A 22,218-nucleotide genomic window follows, 5' to 3' on the forward strand; every position below is an offset into this window, starting at 1 on the left:
ATGAGCACGCAAAACAAGAATAAAATGACCGTAATTTGTGCCAACATACTCGACTTTGTTGATGACCCAGCTATAGCCGGCGAAAGCGCCCATCGCTATTTTGAAAAAGGCGCATTAGTTATTCGAAACGGCAAAGTAATTAAACTTGGTTACGAGCAAGACATACTGCCAAGCTTAGATAAATCAGCCACTATAATACGCCACGATGGCAAACTGGTTATGCCCGGCATGATAGACACGCACATACACTTGCCACAAACCGAAATGGTGGGTGCTTACGGCGAGCAGCTTTTAAGCTGGCTCACCGAATACGCGTTTCCAACCGAAAAAAAGTTTACCTGTGAGCACTATTCAAAAGACATATCTAATCGCTTTTTAGATGAGCTACTGCGTAACGGCACCACCACCGCATTGGTATTTGGCACTGTGCACCCACAATCGGTTGATGCGTTTTTTAACGAATCTCAAAAACGTAATTTACGTATGATTGCCGGTAAGGTAATGATGGATAGAAACTGCCCTGACGATTTATCAGATTGCGCGCAAACTAGTTACGATCAATCAAAAGCACTCATCGAAAAATGGCACAATGTTGATAGGTTAAGCTATGCGGTAACGCCACGTTTTGCGCCTACATCAACCCCTGAGCAACTTCAAAAATGTACTCAGTTGCTTGAAGAATACCCAGACACCTACCTGCATACACACTTATCTGAAAACAAAGACGAGTGCGAATGGGTAAAAGGGCTATTTCCAGAAGCCGAAGATTACTTAGGCGTGTACGAGCAAGCAAAAATGGTGCGTAAACGCTCTGTATTTGCTCATAGTATTCATTTATCTGAGCGCGAGCTTTGCTGCCTTGCAGATAACAACGCGGCTATTTCGCACTGCCCTACCTCTAACTTATTTTTAGGCTCAGGCTTATTAAACTTAAAAGCCTGTGAAGAGCACGGTATTAACGTAGGCATGGGTACCGATGTAGGCGCAGGAACAAGCTTTTCTATGCTGCAAACAGGTAACGAAGCGTACAAAATTCAACAGTTACAAGGGCAAAAGTTCTCGGCATTTAAAGGGCTGTATTTAGCCACGCTTGGCGGTGCACGGGCGCTTGATTTAGAAGGCACGATAGGTAACTTTGCTATTGGCTGTGAAGCCGACTTTATTGTAATGGACTACGCGGCCACCTCGTTTTTAAAATTCAGAATTGGCCATGCAAAAACCCTGCACGAGCAACTTTTTGCCATGATGATGCTAGGTGATGACCGCTGCGTTGAGCAAACCTACATTATGGGTAAAAGTGTGTACAAGCGCGATGATAACAATCAATTTTCAGACACCCACACACCGCAATTAGAAGAGGCTTAACCTAATGGAAAACTATTTATTTGAGCTTGCCCATTTAGTACTGCGTTATTTTCATGTGATTGCAGGCATTGCGTGGATTGGGGCGTCATTTTATTTTGCGTGGCTTGATAATAACTTACAAACCCCGCCACAGTGGAAACAAGACAAAGGCATAAAAGGCGATTTATGGGCCGTGCACGGCGGTGGCTTTTATGAAGTGGCTAAGTATCAAAATGGCCCTGAAAAAATGCCGCATACCCTGCACTGGTTTAAATGGGAAGCCTACACAACTTGGATCACCGGTATTTTATTATTTAGCCTACTTTATTATGTTGGCGCCGATGTGTATTTAATTGATAACAGTAAAAGTGAGCTAAGTAAATTTGCAGCTATTGGCGCATCCCTTGGTTTTATTGGCTTAGGTTATGGTGTTTATCGTTTATTGTGTAAAACCTCACTGGTCGAAAACGGCAAAGTGTTTATTGCTGTAGTTATTGGTTTATTAGCTCTGTGGACTTTTGGGGTTGATCAATTATTTAGCGACCGCGCTGTGTATATTCATGTAGGTGCACTTATTGGTACTTGTATGGTTGGCAATGTGTACCATATTATTATGCCAGGGCAACGCTACATGGTAAGCGAAGTAGAAGCTGGCCGTATTCCCGATTCCGCACCGGGATTAAAAGCAAAGCTGTGCTCTATTCATAATAACTACGCCACGTTACCAGTGGTATTTATTATGTTGAGCAATCACTTTCCTTATACTTACAGCCATAGCTTTGGCTGGCTTATTTTAATTGCGCTGTTTGGTATTGGCATGTGGATACGCCATTACTTTAACTTAAAACATCAAGGCGTTAATAAACCTTCAGTACTTGTAAGTGGTATTGCCGCCTTTTTTGCCCTTATGCTGGCAATAGCACCTTGGCCCAGTACATCAACAAATGCAGACGAAAACGCGCCTTTACAAGCAAGTATTACCGACGCACAAGCGTGGGATATAATCAGCAAGCACTGTACCCAGTGCCACAGTGAAACACCTACATCAAAGCTTTTTCAAGCAGCGCCACTTGGCTTTAAGCTCGACTCTATTAATGATGTAAAAAAAGCCAGCACGCTTATTCATACCCGTGCGGTTATAACCAAAGACATGCCATTGGCTAATATGACCAACATGACTGATGCAGAGCGTGAAACGCTAGGCTCTTGGCTCACAGCGCTTAAAAAGGAGCAATAACATGAGCGAGCAATTTAAACACTACCCGCGCGATTTAGTTGGTTATGGCCCTGATGTACCACATGCAAATTGGCCCAATAAAGCCCGTATAGCTGTACAAGTGGTATTAAATTACGAAGAAGGCGGCGAAAACTGTGTACTGCATGGTGATGCAGCGGCTGAAACGTTTTTGTCTGAAATAGTCAGTGCCCCACATGTAGAAGACCGCCATATAAGCATGGAATCTATTTACGAATATGGCTCGCGAGCAGGTGTATGGCGTTTACTTAAACTCTTTAAAAAATACGATATACCGGTCACCATTTTTGCAGTGGCGATGGCCCTTGAGCGCCACCCCGATGTAGCTAAAGCCTTTGTTGAAGCAGGCCACGAAATTGCAAGCCATGGCCTGCGCTGGATTAATTATCAAAATATAGATAAGCAAACCGAACGCGAGCATATGCAACAAGCCATTGATGTCATTAAAACGCTTACCGGTAAAAAGCCCAAAGGCTGGTACACAGGGCGCACAAGCCCTAACACAGCAGCCCTTGTGGTAGAAAATGGCTCGTTTTTATATGATGCCGACGATTACAGCGACGACCTACCTTTTTACAGTATTAAAGAAGGTAAACCACAGTTAATAGTGCCCTACACGCTTGATGTAAACGACATGCGCTTTGCTGCCGTGCAGGGTTTTAATGCGGGGGATCAGTTTTATAATTACTTAAAAGATGCATTCGATACACTATACGAGGAAGGCGACCCACAAGGTGAAAACGCCCCAAAGATGATGTCGATAGGTTTGCATTGCCGCCTAATTGGCAGACCAGGAAGAATAAAAGCATTAGCACGGTTTTTAGAATATGCTCGCTCGCATGATCAGGTTTGGTTTGCCACACGTGAGCAAATAGCCGAGCACTGGCTTAAAACCCATCCGTATAAAAAAGCATAGTTTATATTTTTTTAAAACATAAAAAAAGCCCAGCAATGCTGGGCTTAAAGTCACTTTAGGAGTAGTTAGTTAAATGAAACCGTAATGATGTTAGAACATACATTTTCAGTTACACATAATTGGTAATCGTACGATGGTAATGTAGCACCACGTACGTAGTCACGGTAACGACCTCTGTCAGCAGTAGTATCTACAAGCTCACCATTACGGTAAACACTTAGTGATTCAGCGCCAACACTTTCCCAACTAAGCTCTACACGCATAGTATCAAGGCGAGACTTATTAGCACGTTTTAAGGTAATTTCTAGCTCTACATCACTTACAACAACCGTTTGAGTTGATGTACTTGTATTGCCTTCACTGTCTGTTACCGTTAGTTCTACATCGTAATTACCTGATGCTGCATACACATGCATAGGGTTTTGATCAGATGATGTTGCACCATCGCCAAAGCTCCAGCTCCACTGTGTAATATCGTTATTTGAATCAGTGCTTGAATCAATAAAGTTAACTGTTAAGCCTTGTGTCTCAACGTCAAAACTAGCACGTGGTGGTTGTGGGCTAACTTCGCCAATAGCGCTTAGCGTTAATGACCAGCCATTAATTGTGCCGGTATCGGCTGCGGCAGTATCTTCTACTTGTAGTGTCCAATCGCCTGTAGCTACTTCACCGTTAAATGATTCAGACGTAAAGCTTCTAACAATATCATCTGCTGAACCACCTACATTGCTTTGTAGTGTTACTTGTGTGCCTTGGGCAGATACTAACTTAACCACTAAGTCGCCAGAGTAAGTATGAGAAATATCAACATCTGCTGTAGTGCCAAATACGGTTAAATCATCGCCAATGTTAATTACTGATACGGCCCCTACTGGTGAGTTATCTGGAATTTCAACGCTTTGACTACTGCTATAAGTAAAGTCGTTTAATCCTACAGGCTGAATCATTAAATCAACTGATTGCTGCTTAACAATATCACCTGCCGTAGCTGTTACCATCAGCTCGTAATCACCCCACTGAGTGTCAACGTCTGTTTCAACGTTAAGTCTTACTTCATCGCCAGGACGCGCTGTAACTGCTGATAAGTAAGCACCAGCTAATGTTGTTGATAATTCAAGCGTTACTTCTTCATCCCACTCGGCAATAGAGCCAATTGTAAATGTGTAGTATGTAGCCTGGCCGGCCTCAACTTGTTGCGTAAGTGGATCGGCTGAAATTTTAAAGCCTGGTGTTGGATCGGCATCAATAAGTGCCTGGTTTACATTAAGACGAGTACCTGCAACAGTTACACCTTGTAGCGCAGCATTCGCATCGCCAGAGCTCATTAGTAGTTCTTTAAGCTCTTGAGTACTTAGCTCAGGATTAACCGATAACACTAACGCTGCAGCACCTGCAACATGGGGGGTTGCCATTGAAGTACCTGAGTATGACGCGTAACTTTCACCCGGTGTAGTAGATAAAATAGCTGTGCCTGGTGCGCCCATGTCAACACTTGTTAAACCATAGTGCGAAAACCACGAAATATCATCAGTTTGATTCGTACTAGCAACCGATAACACACTGGCGTTTTCATAGTTTGATGGGTAGTGAGGGTTAACATCGTTATCAATAGTATCGTTACCCGCTGCAGCTACAAATAGTAAATCAGCCGCTTCGCTAGAGTCTATAGCATCAGCTAATGCTTGGCTGTAACCACCACCGCCCCAGCTATTGTTTAATACGCGTAGGTTAACTCCAGAATTTTTAAGGCCAACCATATAATCAATACACTTAATAGCGTCTGATGTTGAACCATTACCCGCAGCATCTAAAAACTTACAACCTACAAGTGATACTTCATGATTTACACCCACTACTCCCACAGAGTTATTACCACTGGCACCTATAGTTCCAGACACATGCGTTCCGTGACCTTCATCATCCATAGGGTCACCGCTATCGGTAATCGCATTAATACCATGAATATCATCGATAAAGCCATTACCGTCATTATCGATACCATCGCCTGCAATTTCAGAGGTATTTACCCACATATTGCTCGCTAAATCACTATGGCTATAATCAATACCTGTATCAATTACACCCACAACTACATCTCGGCTACCTGTAGAAATCGTCCATGCTTCGACTGCATCAATGTCAGCGTCGGCTGTACCGCCAGTCTGACCTTCATTATTTAAGCCCCAAAGCTCGTCAAAGCGAGGATCATTTGGTGCGCTTGCTATACTTACACGATAATCAGGTTCTACGTATTCAATTGCTTGATGAGACTTTAAAAGAGCAATAGCGTCTTTAGTACTCATTCCCGACACTTTAAACTTAGCTAAACGCCCTGAAAGTAAAGACGTATAACTGTCGTCAATTTCATCTTTATTTATATCAGTAATTTTAGCTTTAACTAATGAACGAGCCTGCTTACGCATTTCTTTCGTTGCATTACTTTTATATTTAACAATTATTGAATCACTGCTAGCAGCTACAGATTGCTTTACACCCACATCAGGAAGTTTTGCTGCAGCTAAACACGGTAGTAAAGCAAGAGTAATAATAGATAATTTTGTTTTCATTGTTCTATCCATAGTTTTGTTGGGTTAGCTTAGATGCTCTAAGCACGTTCTTTCACTATTTCGAGTACAAGGGATCACATGGCATATGTTTAGGAAACAACCAAACGAATCATTAAACAAGCTAAAAAATGAAAACGCTGTAAAAACCAACTATTTTGACCAGTTAATGTATTAAAAAAACATTAAATACAGACCTTTTAATGAAATTAACACTCAGCAACTTACCTAATACAGGGCCGTTAATTTTTACTGCTTTTTATATAAAATTAATAAAAAAAACCAAAAACCCTCATAAGCAACTGAAAAATAAAAACTAAATAATTGGTAAAAAATGATGATTTAAGAAATGACATTAGAGGAATACAGTAATTGGGTACTTAATAGTTAACAGTTATTAAACGTAAGTTAAGAATAATGACAAAACGCTTAGTAATAATTATTAATGACATCGTAAATTTTACTTTAGAGCTTTTCAGGTGGATCACAAAACATTATATCGGCACGGCATGCTGACACAGCAAATACCTTATAAAACCTATAAAATTTAAGGTGTTTGGTTTTAATATTTCAAGGAGAAAATAATGAAGTTGAACAAATCACTTTTAAGCTGCGCAGTAGCAATTGCAATGGGTACTAGCTTTGCCTCTTATGCAGATACGCCAAGCAAATCAGCATCAAACTCAGAACTTGCTACTAACGTTTCTGTAGCAAGTATTGAAAACTCGATGACTCTAACACAAACTTTTAATGAAAATACTGCGCTACTAACTCAAGACGGCGACAGCAATACCATGCTTGTTACTACGACAGGTAACAACAATGAAACTGAAGTTTCTCAACTTCAATCTGGAAACTACGGTGAAGTTACAACTATTGGCGATAACAACGCGCAAGTATACGCCCAAGATGGTGTTGCTAATGGTTTTATTACTGAGGTGACTGGCAATAATAATATGTTATTTGTTACGCAATTTGGCCAAGGCTTTTTTGTAAATAACGAAGCAATTAATATTGTAACTGGCGATGATAATATCATTGATGTTGAACAAGGCACTGGTGGCCACTGGTTCTACAACATGGATATGCAAGGAAACGCAAATGAAATCACCTCACTACAAACAGGTGAATGGCATGAAGCTGAAATAACCATGCTTACGGGCGACGAAAATGTTCTCGATTTAGTACAAGATGGATATTGGAGTACATTCAAAGTAAGTAGTCTTCAAGGTAATGAAAATGAACTTGAAGTTGAGCAATTGGGGGATCGCAATACAGCAACATTTAGTTCCATTTCTGGTGATGCTAATGAGCTTTCAATTGAACAAGATGGTAATACAAACGCAGTAACATTTGCAGCCGTTATTGGCGACGATAATGAAATAGATTTAGATCAAGAAGGATCAATGAATACTATTGAATCTAACTTGTTTGAAGGCTCAAATAACGAAGTTTCTGCTACACAAGTTGGCGCTGAAAACTTAACAACTGCCGATATTATTGGTGATAATAACGAAGTTACTGCCATCCAAATGGGTGACTTAAACGAAACTTATATGGGTGTTATTGGTTCTGATAATGAGTTTATGACCAATCAAGTGGGCGATTTAAACTCTGTTCATTTAGCTAACTTTAATGGCACAGGTAACGATGTTGATTTGGTTCAGTCTGGTGATGAAAATGCAATGCTAGTGCAATCGTCATACCCCGATGTATCACTTACATCTAATAATAACGATATCGATATTACCCAAAATGGCTCGCAAAACGAAGCAATTGTTACACTTGCAGGCATTTTAGACAGTAACGATAACCAAATTGATATTGCACAAAATGGCATGTTAAATCTTATTGATATGATGGTTGAAGGCAACAACCATAGTATTGATATTTCACAAACAGGCGAAGGTAACTGGGTTACTGGCGTTGAACAATCAGCATTTTTAGTTGGCGGTGAAAACGTATCATTTAGTGTTACTCAAATTGGTAACGATAACATTGTTGAAGGCTCTGTAATTGGCTTTAACAGCACTGTATCTGTTACCCAAATGGGTGATGGAAATACAGCAACAATTACTCAAATGTAATTATTGAGGTGGGGAGAGCGACCCTCTCCCCATTTTAAATTATGAAAAAAAACATTAGCTTTAATAGTTACCTACTCACACTCTTCCTATGTTTTTCTGGGGCAACTCATGCTGCTGATGAACTAGAAATAGATGGCTTATTACTAGATAGAAGTATTAGCCGCTTTGGTCATCAATTTTATTATGAATTTTCAAACTATTGGCGAGATCTCCCCTCAACGGCTGGTTTTAATATAGAAATAAAAGAAACCGTAATACCAAAAGCAGGTACACAGCTTTCTTTAATAATGAATAACCAGCTTGTTTACGCGACTTATTTAGGTCGCAGATTAGAACCCCTTGATGAGCGTGTAGAGCAAGCTGTTTATACAGTAATAGATGCAATGGCTCGCTCAAACATGGCTGCATCAACCCCTGATATGGCTAAAGATGGATGGTAAAATGAAAAAAATAGCCCTTATAATAATAACAACATTAAGCTTTTCGTCCCAAGCGACTGAAATAATTTATACCCCAATCAACCCAAGCTTTGGTGGAAACCCACTAAACGCAAATATGTTGCTGAGCAAAGCGCAAGCTCAAAACAAGCATAAAGCGCCAGTAATCGAAAAAGGTTACGCTGAACAATTTCAAGATTCTTTAGAGCGCACCTATTTAAACCGCATGGTAAGAGAAATTACCGATATGGCATTTGGTGAGGACATAGAAGATAGCCTTTTTAATCAGGACTCTATTTTTATGAGTGGTGATTATCAAATTGAAGTTATAACCAGCACAACCGATTCTATTACAGTAAAAATAACAAATATATTAGATGACTCTGTTGTAATAATTGAAGTACCGAGGTTTGGATAATGTATAAACTACTAATAACAATAACATTACTGGGTTTGAGCGGCTGTGCAAGTTTGGGAAATCTTATTCCACCATCACAGCAAAAAGCTATTAGCTTAGAGCCAACTGAATTATTTGCGGATCTAAAAAACCTACCTAAACCTGTCGGTAGTATTCCTGTATCGGTTTACTCATTTAGAGATCAAACCGGGCAATATAAGCCACAAACTAACGTAAGCTCGTTTTCGACGGCTGTTACTCAAGGTGCTAACTCAATACTTGTCCAAGCACTACACGAATCAGATTGGTTTACGCCAGTAGAACGTGAGGGTTTACAAAATATTTTAACTGAGCGAAAAATCATTCGTGCAGGTCAAGCCGATAACCCTAACCAAGCTGATTTACCACCGCTTACCACCGCCAAAATTATTTTAGAAGGCGGTATTATAAGCTACGACACCAATGTAAAAACAGGTGGTTTAGGTATGGAGTACTTTGGTATAGGCGCCTCTGAGCTTTATCGCGAAGATGCTATTTCAATATATCTACGTGCTGTTGATGTTCGAACAGGGCAAGTATTACTAAGTGTAGCCACCAGCAAAAAAGTATTAAGCCAAGAAATGCGTGCAGGATTTTTTAGATACGTGAGCTACAAACGTTTAGCCGAAGCTGAAGCTGGCTTTAGCGACAACGAACCTATGAGTATTTGTGTAACACAAGCAATAGAAAAAGCGCTTACAGATCTTATAACAAAAGGTATTGATAAAGGCTTATGGGCTAAAAAATCAGCGTAAACTGATTTCCTGAATTAACTAAAGGCTACATATTGTAGCCTTTATAGGTTATGTGACTAGTTAGTTGAAAATAACTCGCTTACCCTAACTTTATAAGAATCTAGAGGATAAAATTTTACTTAATTGACTTAATTGACCTAGATAACATCTTGGTGGCTTTACTCTTATTTTGCCATTGGCAGCAAAACTGATATATAGCGCTGAGCCCAATTAGCAAGTTCTACTCTATTGCGTGAGTTCGTTTTTTTAAACGCGCTATAAAGATGTGTTTTTACAGTATGGTCACTAATATTAAGTTTATCAGCAATTGTATGATTACTCGCACCTTGTGCAATTAAATGAATAACAGACTTTTCACGCTTTGTTAAATGATCGTAATCGTCCTGCTTTAATTCGATGTCGTCGTGTAGGCTATTAAACGATGATGCTACGGCTAAAATATCGTTAAATGCTTTTGAAATCACTTTGCGTGTAAACCAAAGCTCGCCAGTATTAACCCGAAGTAATCCTTTAAAAATATCTTCTGGTGCATCTGATTTATAAAAAACGCCATTAAAATGGTTAAGCAATAAGTTTTGCTCGCATACATCTTCTCTATCAACATTAAAAATGACAACGTTATAGTGTTTAGCTAAACAAATAAGATCTGCAGGAATGAGGTCTTGCCATTTGCTTTTAGCACCATCGATTAAAAACAAATCATAATTAGCTCGCTGCTCAGTTTTAGGCACAGCATCATCCATTTTAACATCACTAAACAATGCTTGAAGCGTTCTTAAAATAGCGGTGTAATTATGTGAGTGAAAAGATGTTTGAAATGTTGTTTTTACAAATACTGAGCTTTTATCTAGCATAAATTTCGTCCTTGAAACATTTACCCCACATTACCGAAACCAAATACAACTTACAATCAGATTTTGGTATTAAAGCGATATTCTTATATTTCATCCTAAAATAAATAAAGACGAATAAAATCAGCATATAACCATCATTTATTTCATTTTAAAAACTGCTTTTATAAGATAAATAACAGATCGGATTAGTAACTTATAAAGCCTTAAATATGCATTAGCCTAAACTAACTTTTAGGATCAATTATTCTATACTCGCTTTTAATTTATTTAACGCATCTACCGAAAAACCTCGGTCATAAAAATATAAAATTTCGCCGCTGCTATTTATAAGTACAACACGTGAGTTATTCGGGCTTTCATTACCTGTAAATTTTTGAACCGCTTCACCGTCTTTATAAATAGTGATTACTCCACCCCATAATTCTTTAGGGATGCCTTTGCGCATACCGCTGTCTATAAATGTGCTGAACATGCGTGGTACCATGCCCGCAATAGTAGGTAGCTCGTAAGTAGGAAGCTTAACGCCTGCCATGTCTAAGCCAATTAACCAACGATCTATATCAAATTGGCTATCTTGTTTGTAACCAATAAGCAGTAGTGTTTTATCTGCTTTAAAGTCGCTAGGTATATTTACCATATTTTGTTCTAAGCTTTCGCCACTAATGCTTGGAAACTGTTTACCTGTTAATTGTTGGTTTGGGTATTGTGTTGTACATGCACTAAGTAGTAAAAATGCAAAAGCACTTAATATTAATTTGATCATAATAAACCTAATATTTTTAAATTTCATACCGATACGCTTAGTATGGCAGCTGAGATCTAAAAATGTTGATTAGCTATGTAATTTTTAAATTTAGACGCGGTCATGGCCTTGCCATACTTCCAACCTTGTCCGAAATGTACTCCCGCCATTTTTAAAATAGCTTCTTGCTCTGTAGTTTCAATCCCTTCTGCTATGCAGGTATAATTAAATTTATGCACAAGCTCCATAATATTTGGGATCATAGAGGCTTTTAAGCCCTCAGTGGCTATATCTTGTACAAATGTACGGTCAATTTTTAGTTGATGAAAACTCAAATTTTGTAAGTTTCTTAAATTTGAGTAACCCGTACCAAAGTCATCTAATGATAAGTTAAATCCCGACTCAACCAAGGTTTTAAAATGAGCATGCGCGATACTTGTATCAAGGTATTCGTCTTCAGTTATCTCTAAACAAATAATAAAGCGTGAGTTGGTAAGCTCTGTAATTTGCGGCAGTAACGACACATTACCCAGCTCTACATCACACGGAAATATATTAAGCGACACTTTAAAGCCTTCTGGCAATACCTCTATAGAGGTTAACTCTTTTATTGCCGTTGCAATCATTGCTTCAGTAAAAGTCCATGTTAAATTATTTTTTCTGATAACCGGAATAAACTCATCAGGAAATAAAGCTCCGTACTTATCTTCAAAACGTGCAAGTACCTCGCAACCAATCAGCTTGCCACTTTGCAAACAAATAATGGGCTGGTAAGTCCAATAAAATGACCCCTTTTTAAGTCCTTTACGAATACGCTGATTGGTAGAGCGGCGTGCAGCAATTCTCGCATCAACTATTAACGCACTCGATATCCCCGCTAAACAAGTTAAAATTAACGAAATTATTAATAATAAGTGATTATTAGAAAAAAACAGACTCCAAGGTAAGCGCACTACTACACAATATTGACTACTTGTAGAACTACAAACTGAATTAGTTTCGTAAGGAAAAAAAATATTACTTTTTACCTGCTGATACAGCCCTTCTTTACCTGCTAAATGATGCAAAGCATTTGGTGTTTTATAAATAACTTCCCAATCTGGCGCAGTAATTCCAATGTTGGTAAAAGGCGTACTCTGCATAATTAAATTATAGTCCCCTTGTCTGACTATAATTACCTCCATAGGGCGCTCACTAAATAATAATAGATAAAGCTCTGGCTCAAAACGAACCCTCACCTGTTCAGCATCTCGAATAAAGTCAGGCTGTTTGTCGTTAATTGGTTTACTTAATAAGCCTGCACCCGTAGTGCAAACTAGCTGGTTACCTTTAAAAAAGCCTATATCAATTACATATTTTGCATCAAATAAAGCGCGGCGCATCTCAAGAAGGGTTGTGTTGTCACACTGTTTAAACGCAAGCTTATTTAATGGGGTAAGTATTCGACGCCTCTCCGCAATTGCACCTTCTATATGAGTGAGAATATACTCAGCATCTGACTTTGTTTGTGCTGTTAATTGTTGAGCTGCAAAGTTGAGCAAAATAAAACAGCCAGCTACAAATACCAACCCTCCGGTTAAAATGGCTATAATAGATTTTTGTTGGTACTTTTTCATAGCATCTCGAAGTTGTTAATTTATGTCGTTTTTTTTAGATGATTACATAAGTCGTACTAAATTCAAATAGATAGATTCAAGAATTGTTGAGCAAATTTCGAACCAGTTGAGTGATTTTAGTGCTTACAGTTAAATGCTGACTACTTTCAAAGTGAATCCCATCACCGGTTGTTACATTAATAAATGTATTAAAATCAATAAAGGTGCATTTATTATTAGCCGCAACACTTTTAAATGCACTAGAGAGCTCTGTTGCTTTTATACCTGCATCTTCATAAATACGCGAATACTGCTCGGTAATTCTTATTTTAGGTGGGCTAGCAATAATAATTTTAGGTGATTTTAAAGTACTACTTTTCTGATAATAACTATGTATTGAGTTAATTAAATCATTCAAGCCATCTGCTATTAAACTAGGTGTTAAATTAAAACGCTTTTTAAGATCGTTTGTACCAAGAGCTATAATAATAAAGTCGAGATCATGCTTATCCAAATAAGGCTTTAAATAGCTAACACCATTAAGCACACCGTCAAACGGGGGATTATGCACTAACGTGCGATTAGGTTGCCCTGCCTCTATTACGTTAAAACCACACCCTAAGTTTTTATTTAAAAGTGATGTCCAACGGATATTTTCATCAAAACGTTTACCCGTTACAGGGTTTAAGCCCCATGTATTTGAATCCCCAAAGCAGAGAATATTTTTTATTATTTGAGTCATTAAAATGGGTTGAGCGTATAGCCTTGCTGTTGAAGCTGTGCGTGAGCGGTCATAGCTGAAAGCGACATTTTTACACCCTCAATTAAAAGCGCTGGCGTTACTTTAAAGTGAGTAGCAGATTGCCCGCAAACATACACTTTAGTGTTATTTGCTAGTAGCTGCTCAATTAATGCTTGGTTTTTATTGTCAGCGTTAAAACGTTTTTTATATTCGCTATTAGCTAACACATCAACACTTGCACTACCGTGCACAACTAAAGCTAGCTGTATGTTTTCAGGCTTTACACCATGCGCTACGTGCATATTAATAAAGCGAGCAAGTGAGTTCATTGAATTGTTCTGCTCACCTTTTTTAGCGCCATCGCCAACATCAAAGGCTATTTTGAATACCGTAGAGTCATTTATTTCATCATGTTGAGGAACATTGTAATAATTCCCAAACCCTTTAATTGGTTGCTCATTAGCATTAATAAACGGGCTAAAAATTAGTACTAACCATAGTAAATATTTCATTAAACTATCCTTTGTTTTTTAAGCGTATTACTAAACTACCAGAGACAACCAATAAAGGCTGCAATTTAAGCAACCTTTTGGGTACTTTTATGGTTGTGGTTAATAAACTGCATACCTAAATAGCTAAACGTATTTTTAAACTGCTCGACAAAACAGGCGGGAGCTTCGCTTGATGACGCATTCGAAAGCACTGAAAAATGCTTACTACGTAAACTACGAAGCTTAGGTTTTAATGCTTCATCGTCCATGTAATCGGTTATTCTATCAATAAATAATTTCATTTGTACTGTGGTGCTGTACCAATAAACTGGCGAAGCAAACACCCAATGGTCATACGTTAAAAGTGCTTCAAACACAGCGTAAAAGTCATCATTTTTATAGTTTTTGTTATAGCAGTACGGCGCAATTTTATAATCATCCAAACATATTACACGCACATTATTTTGCTCTGCAAATCCGTTAACGTGCGCCTGTGTATTACCATTTTTGCGTGCGCTTGAATAAATAATAACAGTGCTACGCTCAAGTTTTTGTTGCATTTAGTTAGCTCCTTTTTTAATGTTGAAAGAAGCTTAAAACCTCAAGTTATATTGAGGTCAAACGGAAATTAAAAATAATGCCAATAGATCAAAAAAAACTAACAGAGGCCAACTTAACCGTGGGTTATGTAGCAAAGCGTAGCGGCGTAAAAGTATCAACCCTGCATTTTTATGAAACCAAAGGACTAATACGTAGCTGGCGAAATGGCGGCAATCAACGCCGCTATAAAAAAGATGTACTGCGCCGTATAGCGGTAATAAAAGCCGCACAAGCAATGGGAATAACCCTTGATGAAATTAAACAAACACTGGCAACATTACCTGATCAGCGCACACCTACGCAAAAAGACTGGGCAGCCCTTTCAAAGCAATGGCAAGCACAGCTGGACGAGCGAATAGCATATATGCAGCGTTTGCGCGATCGCGTTGATGGATGTATTGGCTGTGGGTGCTTATCTATGAGTAAATGCCCTATTTATAACAAAAACGACCACTTAGGCGAAAACCAAAGTGGTGCTATTTTGTTAGAGCGAGATTGAGGGCTAGATTAAAGTTAATCTAAGCCACTTAGCCCCTCTCTCGCCGCTCGGTATAAAGCACCTAGGGTTGAATCGAATACCGATTTTATAAAGCTATATGTAAGCTCCACCGCTTTACTAATTACTTTGCCAGCAAACACTAACATATGCCCTAGTAAACCTAAGGTTTGTGTTGCAAACGAGGCTGACGCTTTAGCTATTTTATCTAAAGTACGCGCCAACATATCGTAAAAAGTGAGCCCAGTACCAATAGCAGCTTGAGCTGCTACTGCACTGTAATAGCCCGCATCTTTTAAAAGTGTGACTAACGCAGCCCCTAGCTTATCAGCCCAGTGAGAAGTAAAAGAGGCTTGATTTCTATCTTCAAATTTTAGACGCACAGGGGTACTCAAAAAATGATTAGCTTGAATGGTTAAGTTATTCCAATTATTACTATTGGCTGTGTTTATATAGCCAGGCGTACCATTGAGGGTATGGGCAGCACCTTTTAAACCTTGCCCATTATCTAAGCGTATTTCTTGACCGCTATAAGGTGCATGCGAGAACGGCCACAAAGGTACCTTAGCAACTGGGTCTGCACCATGAGTACAGCGATAAATTTTATCAATTCTTGATGTCGCAGCCCGAGAGAAGTTTTCAAGCCCAACGCGCGGTGAGCCAAACGTATATAGCTTTACAGGTATTGAATATTCAGCTCTAATCCAATCGGCAGAAAGCGTCGCTAATGCACCACCTAAGCTGTGGCCAACTAAATGAATACAATCGGTTACTTTATCTTTAATATTAGCTTCAACAAACTCCTGTAACGCGGGCTTCATACTGTAAAAGGTCTTATTAAACCCAGCATGCACCATACTGCCGTTTGAGCCTCCACTTAAACCAAAATGGCCATCAGTTAAGCCATCTCTTAGCGAGTTAGTACCTCGAATTGTTATAACTGAATCACCCTGATAATCGCCAAGCCCATGCCCTACTAAAGCAAAACCCGTACTTAAATTAAATAAATGGGAGAAAAAACCTCCCGTTACACCTTGTACTGCGCCAGGGTTAACTGAAAAGTTAAAATTGTCGCGCAAAGATGCATGAAGTGAACGATGAAGTAAGTTAGTGGTTTTAATGCTTTTTGCTTTATAAGCAAGGTTAGCTAACTGTACCGCTTGGGTTGGCGTCAAAGTATTCATATAAGTTCCCTTTAAATTAATAGTTAAAGTTTACATGATGTGTAAATCGCAAAAGCGTGGCTGGTATCTTCTTTAATTGGAATATCGTATGTTTGCGGCTCTTTAGAAATATCGCACTTCAAGTGTGCAAGAAGCTCTTTAAGTGTGTCACTTTTTTCATGAATTGAAACAAGCGTGTACCATAAAACAATTCCTTCTGGCGTGCCGTTTTCTAAATAAATATGTTGAACCAACGAGTCGTTATCAAACATATTAGAGGGCTTACCTGTCTTTATTGTTTTTTCTGTAAAAGTAAAATAACCGTGTTCGTCTGTTGTGGTTTCGTCAACGTATTCATCGCCATAGGTGAGTGAGCGCATTACTTTAGTGTTTGCAACTGGCTGCCCATTATCTAATAACTGCCCCTTTACTGGAGCCGATAAATAAAATTCTTGTTTATTAAAAAAGCCAAACATATCCGCACAAGCCTGTGATGTAGTAAAAAAAACAACGGCAATAGAGACTATTACCAACACAAAAATTTTTAAACGCGATAAAAACAAAGCAAACACTCTCCCAAGACCTAGCTATAAGCTACTTAATGTTTATGGCCAATTAATTACACCAACCATATTTATATTAAAAAAAGTAGGGGAACATACTAATTAGGTACAATTATACTGCATGTTTTTTAATCAAAAAACAATCCTAATTTAATTATAAAATAGCGTATATATTAATTTACCAATACTACTAAACGCGATACCGCCCACAAGCAAAAAACCATATATAAAACTAATAGCACCAGCTGAAGGATCGCTCCTTTTATCAATTTCTATACATGCCGTGCACACAACAAAAAATATAAAAAAGTTAGCGATAACGCCTAAAATAAAAGCATGCCCAAATAACGGTGATACACCTGCCAAAACTGCGCCCAATATTAAGAGCAAGCCTGAAAATGAATGTTTATTAAACCGGCTCTCTATTATTTTTATAACTAATGTGGCTAACATAAAGAGTAAAAAGTATAGCGTTGGCCAAAACTGATAATATAAATACCCCCAGTTTAAAAGCTCACCTGTAGTTGATGAATAAGTTTGTTCACCTATGACAGGCGCTGAAGCATTCGCGGCATTTTCGCTAAAAAAATATCCTAACCCACCAATAATTAATTTTATAATCCAAAAAAATAAAAAGCTGGCAATAGTAAACCCGATAGCGTCATCTCTTGTTAATCGTTTTTTAGCTTTGCTTTTTACAATAATGGCAAGCATTAAACCTAGTAGGCATACACTTCCTAAATAAAGTAACGCCTGCCAAAAGTTATCAGAATAAAATACAGCTAACCCTGGTGCTATAAAAAGATACATAGCATCTTCGTTATCTAATGAACGGCTTGGAGTACTCCGATCTGACTCTTTAAAAAGAGCTAAATATACAAATAAAGGCTGTAAAAACAGCATTAAAATACTCGTGGTGATAAGGCTCATAGATCATCCTTGATGAGAAAAAATTAATGCAGCACTAGTGCTGCATTAATATTAAAAATTGAGTGTGTAATTATGATGGGGGTTATAGGTTTATTTTTTGAAAGTATGTTTTAAGTTTTAAAAGCCCTGACTCAAGTTCAAATTTTTGTATTTTAGGATTTTTGAATTTAAACCCATTAGAAATATGGGTATTAATCATCGTCGCCATGCCCTCAAACCCAGCTGGCGCTGTGGCAACTAAATCGCTCAACAAAGGGTTTATAAGCACTTGATGCTCTTCTATTAAAGCTGGGTCTTCATATATATCGTAAACAAGGTTAGTTAGTGTTTGTTGGCTTTGTTGTTCCATATCATTTCTATAGCGCCTTAGCTTAGGCGTTCATAGCTCCCTTTATATTTATAGGTAAATACATTTAGCGTTTAATTTTTAGCCAACGAAGCTTTGGCTTGCTTTTGTAAATCTTTTGCAACTGCTATGCGGCCATCTCTGTCGGCATTATCTATGACGTATTGTGTATGGGTTATTACTTTTTCCCACATAGCCAGCTTTTCATATATTGTTGCCAATTCATAATGGGTAGAAGCTTTAAGAAAGATTACTTGGTTACTCTCTTGGGCCAAGTAAAGTTCATATAAACGTGCTGCTTCTCTTATATCTTTATTAACAAAGCGACCACTTTGGTATAGCCAAGCTAATGTATTAATAGCATTAGCTTCACCTTGATTCATTCGCGTATTTAATTCATCTAAATAACGAGAGCCATCCCCAGTATACATCCCTATATAATACAAAGACTCCCAGTGACCCATTACATAGGCTTTTTCACACCAAAGTAATAATTTATGTGGGGCATGCATAAAACTTTTTGCACATTGCTTTGCAGCAGTATCTGATGTCAAACTTGAATCATTAATATCTATATCAGGAAACATAGATGCGTTAGCATGTACAAAAGTCAATAAAGATAATGCGAACACAAACGAAGTTAATCCTTTTACCATTGGAAAGACCCATCACTATTTATACGTTTTTCGGGTAAGTGTACTTGGAAAGATTTAACTGTATTTTCATGTGGGAAGCCTTCCTTGTAAAAGTACTTCGCTTTCAAGTCCTCGTTCTGACTAGACATACCCTCACAACTTCTGTCACTGTAACAAGCTAAACCACCGATAAAATCAATAAAGCGAACATTTTGAATACCATGTTCTTTAATTAATGAATCAACTCCTATTTGGTACTTTAAATTCTTAACCGCATGCCATCGACTCATGAAAGCAACAACCTTATTTTGGTTAGAACTCTTAAGGATTCTAGCTAAATTATAAGCCCAAAGAGCATTTCTAAATGTATGTGCATCAAAACATTTTCCAGTAAGAGCTTTAGCTGATGGGCATACACTATCCATTACCTCCATAGTTTCGATATAAACATCTAGCGCTACAATTTTTAATCCTAAATCACGAGAAGCCTTTACAAGCTCAGCATATGCATGAGCCGTAAAATAACCATGAAACCAGTATTTATCGAAAAACTGTTGTATGCTGTCAAAGCCTTTACCTGTTCTTTGGTAAAAGTCTATTTTTTCCTGCATGTAACGGGGCAACATTTCCATAGCAAAATGTGTAAAGCCCGCTGCTTTCAACTGCCTAATAGCCTTTATAGCCTCATATTTGTACCCAGCAGCACTATGACTTGATTCACCAAGCATCACTAAGCGCGCATTACCGGCCATTGTTTTATAATTTACTTCCGTGTTTATTTTATTCACTGTATTTCCTTATATAATAACTTCAAAGGGCTTTTAAACTAGATATTTTACATTTACTAACTGTTACTCGTTTATTAAAAAATGGCTCAGTAGTTACCTGAGCCTTAATTTAATTACTAACCAATACCCAAATGTGGTGAAACCTTAACCGCAGCAATTACAACTCTACTTAGCTTTTCTAGCATCCAATATAATATTTTTTTCGCTTGAGCGTATGTAAAGTCAGCAGCTATCACTCCAGGCTTACCGACAAAGTTTAATATGTGTCCTAGTAAACCTTGGCAATCATCAGCGTACTTTGCGGACATTTTGGATATTTCAACCAGGCTGCGAGCTAATGCATCATAGATAGTTAGCGTTCCTGCGACTACACCTTGTGCTAAAATGCTTGTTATTTTACCACTTTCTCTTAGTAGTGTTAGTAAGGCACTAGTTATCTTCTCTGCCCAATGAGCATTAAATGATGCATGATGGCTATTACTATATTTTAGGCGTGTCATGGTTAGATTAGATAATGACCCCTTTTGCATACTCTTATAATCAGGGTAACGAGAAGCAGTATTAATATATCCAGGTGAATCGCCTGCCATTTTATGAGCCGCACCCGTTAGTGAAACACACGTACTTAGCCTATATTCGCTCCCTCCATGTACAAACGGCCAAACAGGTACCATAGGTACAGGATCGCTGCGATGAACAGCCCTATAAATTCCATCTAAACTCGTCTCACTTTGCATCGCAAAAGGCCCATGGCCTACTCTAGGAGATCCAAAAGTATATAACTTAACGGGCACTTTAAATCTTGCTTTTATCCAGCACGCAGCCAAAGTAGCTAACGCACCACCAAGACTATGACCAACGCAGTGAACTGGTCGACCGCCAACCTTAGTCAATATTGCTGCTAATTGTGGTTTAATAGACTCAAAAGTTCGATTAAATCCCGCATGAACAGCTTTATAATTTGGCCCAACAGTTAAACCACAGTGCAGATCTGTTAGGGTATCAGCAATACCAGCAGTTCCACGAAAAGTAAGAACAACTTCCCCTTTGTGATCCCCTTCTTTTGAGCCAATACCAAAAAAGCCAAAACCTGTTGAATGATTTAAAACATGCTCAGCTACAGTACCTGATACACCAGTAAAAGCAGACTTTTTTGCATCAAAAACAAAATGTTTACTTATGACTCTACCTGGCTCTATATTTGAGGAGCGATCAGACACAACGCCAATACTATCGTATGCAAATTCAGCTAATTGTGATGCAACACTAGGTGATAAAATATTCATATAAATTCCCTTTTATCTAAAATCTTTAAAATAATCTTCGCTATCTTCTATCTCATATATTTCAAAATCATGTTCCCATCTACATATACTAGAAGCATCAAATTCCAAATTTGGATTATCATAATTAGGAAAAGTAAAGTTTACTTCTGTAGATTCTAAGTCAGCATTTAAGCTACTTAACTTGTATTTATATTCACTTCGCTCTTTTATGCCATTGAGCTTTGAGCTCCAAAGCTCATATTCTTCACCGCCATGAATTGCAGTAATAAGTTGATAAGTAACTTCATGCGAGAACATATCACCGGGTATTTTTGACTCAACTACAACTTCTGGCATATAAAACATGCCATCGGAAGCTGTAATAACCTGATCTTCTTTTTCAATTTTATGTGCAAATTTGAGGCTGCGATTAATTAAAACACCTTCAACGGGATTGCCGTTTAAAGTAATAATCCCTTTAACTTCAGAGCTCATATGTACATCATATTTCTTTATTAAACCAAACATAGTGGTTTGGGCCTCCTTACCTATATTTCTAATTATTTAAAATAAGTACCATTAATTAAAAAACGTGGAAGTGAATCACTTTCAACCGTTACCTCATTAGCCATATCATGTTAATCTGTCCTGATTGGGCTTCAAGTATATACACGCAGCTAGTACAGCTTCATCCAATAGTTCCTGAGACTTTAATTGGCCCTACCAAAAGCGACCTTTACAGTTACCTTCTTATTTGCTCTGTGGCTATGTCTTCATTTAACAAGCGCATAAACCAGCTGATACTAGCTAAACGCTCTAGATATTGTTTGACCGTTCGATTAAAAAATAGACTTAACTTTACTTAGCTTTTCACCTTGGATGACCTTTTGCGTAAGTGCAGTGCCTTTACACAGCTTATCTCATCTGATAATTGTAGCTTTGTCATTTAACCTATTAGCTTTTATCCATTTACACAGTACTAAGTGAGTGTAATTACTAACTACGGCATAAGCACTAAGCCAGTACAAAATACCTTAGCTAATTCAAGCAGCTTGTCTTCAACCCACCCTCTACGATGCTCGTAAGATTGACCAGTAAAGTGGTCTCTCCACATTAAAATGCACGGCGCACGCAACGTGATATTCAGCGGTAGTACTTTGTATAAAATTAAGATTGGTGTCTAGTTTATTTACTTCGGTGTCTATTTACTTCTT

23 protein-coding genes and 1 pseudogene are annotated in these 22,218 nt (G+C 38.2%); 8 read left to right on the forward strand and 16 right to left on the reverse strand.

Going from position 1 to position 22,218, the window contains the following annotated elements:
- Genes guaD through puuE form a run of 3 tightly spaced genes read left to right on the forward strand, consistent with a single transcriptional unit; the run spans position 1 to position 3,515 of the window.
- Positions 1-1,365, forward strand: a complete 1,365-nt coding sequence (gene guaD / locus BW142_RS06380) for a guanine deaminase (RefSeq protein ID WP_076924312.1) — start codon at positions 1-3, stop codon at positions 1,363-1,365.
- Between the two features lie 4 nt (positions 1,366-1,369).
- Positions 1,370-2,581 (forward strand): urate hydroxylase PuuD, encoded by a 1,212-nt coding sequence (locus tag BW142_RS06385; RefSeq protein ID WP_076924313.1) that lies wholly within the window; start codon positions 1,370-1,372, stop codon positions 2,579-2,581.
- Position 2,582: 1 nt separating this feature from the next.
- On the forward strand, positions 2,583-3,515 hold the full coding sequence (puuE, locus tag BW142_RS06390) for an allantoinase PuuE (RefSeq protein ID WP_076924314.1): 933 nt from the start codon (positions 2,583-2,585) through the stop codon (positions 3,513-3,515).
- Between the two features lie 65 nt (positions 3,516-3,580).
- Here puuE and BW142_RS06395 read toward each other — a convergent pair whose 3' ends face one another.
- Positions 3,581-6,082, reverse strand: a complete 2,502-nt coding sequence (locus tag BW142_RS06395) for a S8 family serine peptidase (RefSeq protein WP_076924315.1) — start codon at positions 6,080-6,082, stop codon at positions 3,581-3,583.
- 581 nt (positions 6,083-6,663) lie between these two features.
- On the opposite strand from BW142_RS06395, the gene BW142_RS06400 reads away from it, so the two are divergent.
- From BW142_RS06400 to BW142_RS06415, 4 genes are read left to right on the forward strand one after another with little or no spacing between them, the layout of a single operon-like run.
- Complete coding sequence (locus tag BW142_RS06400; RefSeq protein ID WP_076924316.1) at positions 6,664-8,166, forward strand: curlin; 1,503 nt, start codon at positions 6,664-6,666, stop codon at positions 8,164-8,166.
- 41 nt (positions 8,167-8,207) lie between these two features.
- Positions 8,208-8,606, forward strand: a complete 399-nt coding sequence (locus tag BW142_RS06405; protein WP_024598530.1) for a curli production assembly/transport protein CsgE — start codon at positions 8,208-8,210, stop codon at positions 8,604-8,606.
- Positions 8,596-9,021, forward strand: a complete 426-nt coding sequence (locus BW142_RS06410; protein WP_024598529.1) for a curli assembly protein CsgF — start codon at positions 8,596-8,598, stop codon at positions 9,019-9,021. The genes BW142_RS06405 and BW142_RS06410 overlap by 11 nt, the downstream gene beginning before the upstream one ends.
- Entirely contained in the window at positions 9,021-9,794 is a 774-nt protein-coding gene (locus BW142_RS06415; protein WP_024598528.1) for a CsgG/HfaB family protein, read from the forward strand. Before BW142_RS06410 ends, BW142_RS06415 begins: the two co-directional genes overlap by 1 nt.
- A gap of 164 nt (positions 9,795-9,958) precedes the next feature.
- Here BW142_RS06415 and BW142_RS06420 read toward each other — a convergent pair whose 3' ends face one another.
- From BW142_RS06420 to BW142_RS06445, 6 genes are all read right to left on the reverse strand, one after another.
- A complete protein-coding gene (locus BW142_RS06420) occupies positions 9,959-10,648 on the reverse strand; it encodes a response regulator transcription factor (protein WP_024598527.1) in 690 nt (229 codons plus the stop codon).
- Between the two features lie 241 nt (positions 10,649-10,889).
- Complete coding sequence (locus BW142_RS06425) at positions 10,890-11,411, reverse strand: hypothetical protein (protein ID WP_076924375.1); 522 nt, start codon at positions 11,409-11,411, stop codon at positions 10,890-10,892.
- A gap of 56 nt (positions 11,412-11,467) precedes the next feature.
- The gene (locus BW142_RS06430; RefSeq protein ID WP_076924317.1) at positions 11,468-13,006 is read right to left on the reverse strand and encodes an EAL domain-containing protein; all 1,539 of its coding nucleotides are present in this window, start codon (positions 13,004-13,006) and stop codon (positions 11,468-11,470) included.
- Between the two features lie 76 nt (positions 13,007-13,082).
- On the reverse strand, positions 13,083-13,718 hold the full coding sequence (locus BW142_RS06435; protein ID WP_083707564.1) for an SGNH/GDSL hydrolase family protein: 636 nt from the start codon (positions 13,716-13,718) through the stop codon (positions 13,083-13,085).
- Between the two features lie 8 nt (positions 13,719-13,726).
- Positions 13,727-14,239, reverse strand: coding sequence for a DsrE family protein (locus tag BW142_RS06440; protein WP_083707562.1), 513 nt, complete (start codon positions 14,237-14,239; stop codon positions 13,727-13,729).
- A gap of 65 nt (positions 14,240-14,304) precedes the next feature.
- Positions 14,305-14,778, reverse strand: a complete 474-nt coding sequence (locus tag BW142_RS06445; RefSeq protein WP_076924319.1) for a flavodoxin family protein — start codon at positions 14,776-14,778, stop codon at positions 14,305-14,307.
- Positions 14,779-14,855: 77 nt separating this feature from the next.
- Between BW142_RS06445 and soxR the strand changes: the two genes are divergently transcribed.
- Complete coding sequence (gene soxR / locus BW142_RS06450) at positions 14,856-15,317, forward strand: redox-sensitive transcriptional activator SoxR (RefSeq protein WP_024595605.1); 462 nt, start codon at positions 14,856-14,858, stop codon at positions 15,315-15,317.
- 14 nt (positions 15,318-15,331) lie between these two features.
- Here the strand turns inward: soxR and BW142_RS06455 are convergent, their stop codons facing one another.
- From BW142_RS06455 to BW142_RS20835, 9 genes and pseudogenes are all read right to left on the reverse strand, one after another.
- Entirely contained in the window at positions 15,332-16,498 is a 1,167-nt protein-coding gene (locus BW142_RS06455) for a lipase family protein (protein WP_076924320.1), read from the reverse strand.
- Between the two features lie 23 nt (positions 16,499-16,521).
- A complete protein-coding gene (locus tag BW142_RS06460) occupies positions 16,522-16,953 on the reverse strand; it encodes a DUF4198 domain-containing protein (RefSeq protein ID WP_253188801.1) in 432 nt (143 codons plus the stop codon).
- 237 nt (positions 16,954-17,190) lie between these two features.
- On the reverse strand, positions 17,191-17,970 hold the full coding sequence (locus tag BW142_RS06465; protein ID WP_076924321.1) for a hypothetical protein: 780 nt from the start codon (positions 17,968-17,970) through the stop codon (positions 17,191-17,193).
- An 82-nt stretch (positions 17,971-18,052) separates the two neighbouring features.
- A complete protein-coding gene (locus tag BW142_RS06470; protein WP_076924322.1) occupies positions 18,053-18,319 on the reverse strand; it encodes a hypothetical protein in 267 nt (88 codons plus the stop codon).
- A 71-nt stretch (positions 18,320-18,390) separates the two neighbouring features.
- Positions 18,391-18,972, reverse strand: a complete 582-nt coding sequence (locus BW142_RS06475; protein ID WP_076924323.1) for a hypothetical protein — start codon at positions 18,970-18,972, stop codon at positions 18,391-18,393.
- A complete protein-coding gene (locus tag BW142_RS06480; protein WP_076924324.1) occupies positions 18,966-19,739 on the reverse strand; it encodes a ChaN family lipoprotein in 774 nt (257 codons plus the stop codon). Before BW142_RS06480 ends, BW142_RS06475 begins: the two co-directional genes overlap by 7 nt.
- Positions 19,740-19,855: 116 nt before the next feature.
- Positions 19,856-21,025, reverse strand: a complete 1,170-nt coding sequence (locus BW142_RS06485; RefSeq protein WP_076924325.1) for a lipase family protein — start codon at positions 21,023-21,025, stop codon at positions 19,856-19,858.
- A gap of 12 nt (positions 21,026-21,037) precedes the next feature.
- Positions 21,038-21,532, reverse strand: coding sequence for a DUF6795 domain-containing protein (locus tag BW142_RS06490; protein WP_076924326.1), 495 nt, complete (start codon positions 21,530-21,532; stop codon positions 21,038-21,040).
- Positions 21,533-21,727: 195 nt separating this feature from the next.
- Positions 21,728-22,147 (reverse strand): annotated as a pseudogene (locus tag BW142_RS20835) (transposase); the annotation flags it as partial.
- Positions 22,148-22,218 lie beyond the last annotated feature (71 nt).

Origin of the sequence: Pseudoalteromonas sp. EB27 (assembly GCF_001974875.1) — a bacterium.
GTDB lineage: Bacteria > Pseudomonadota > Gammaproteobacteria > Enterobacterales > Alteromonadaceae > Pseudoalteromonas.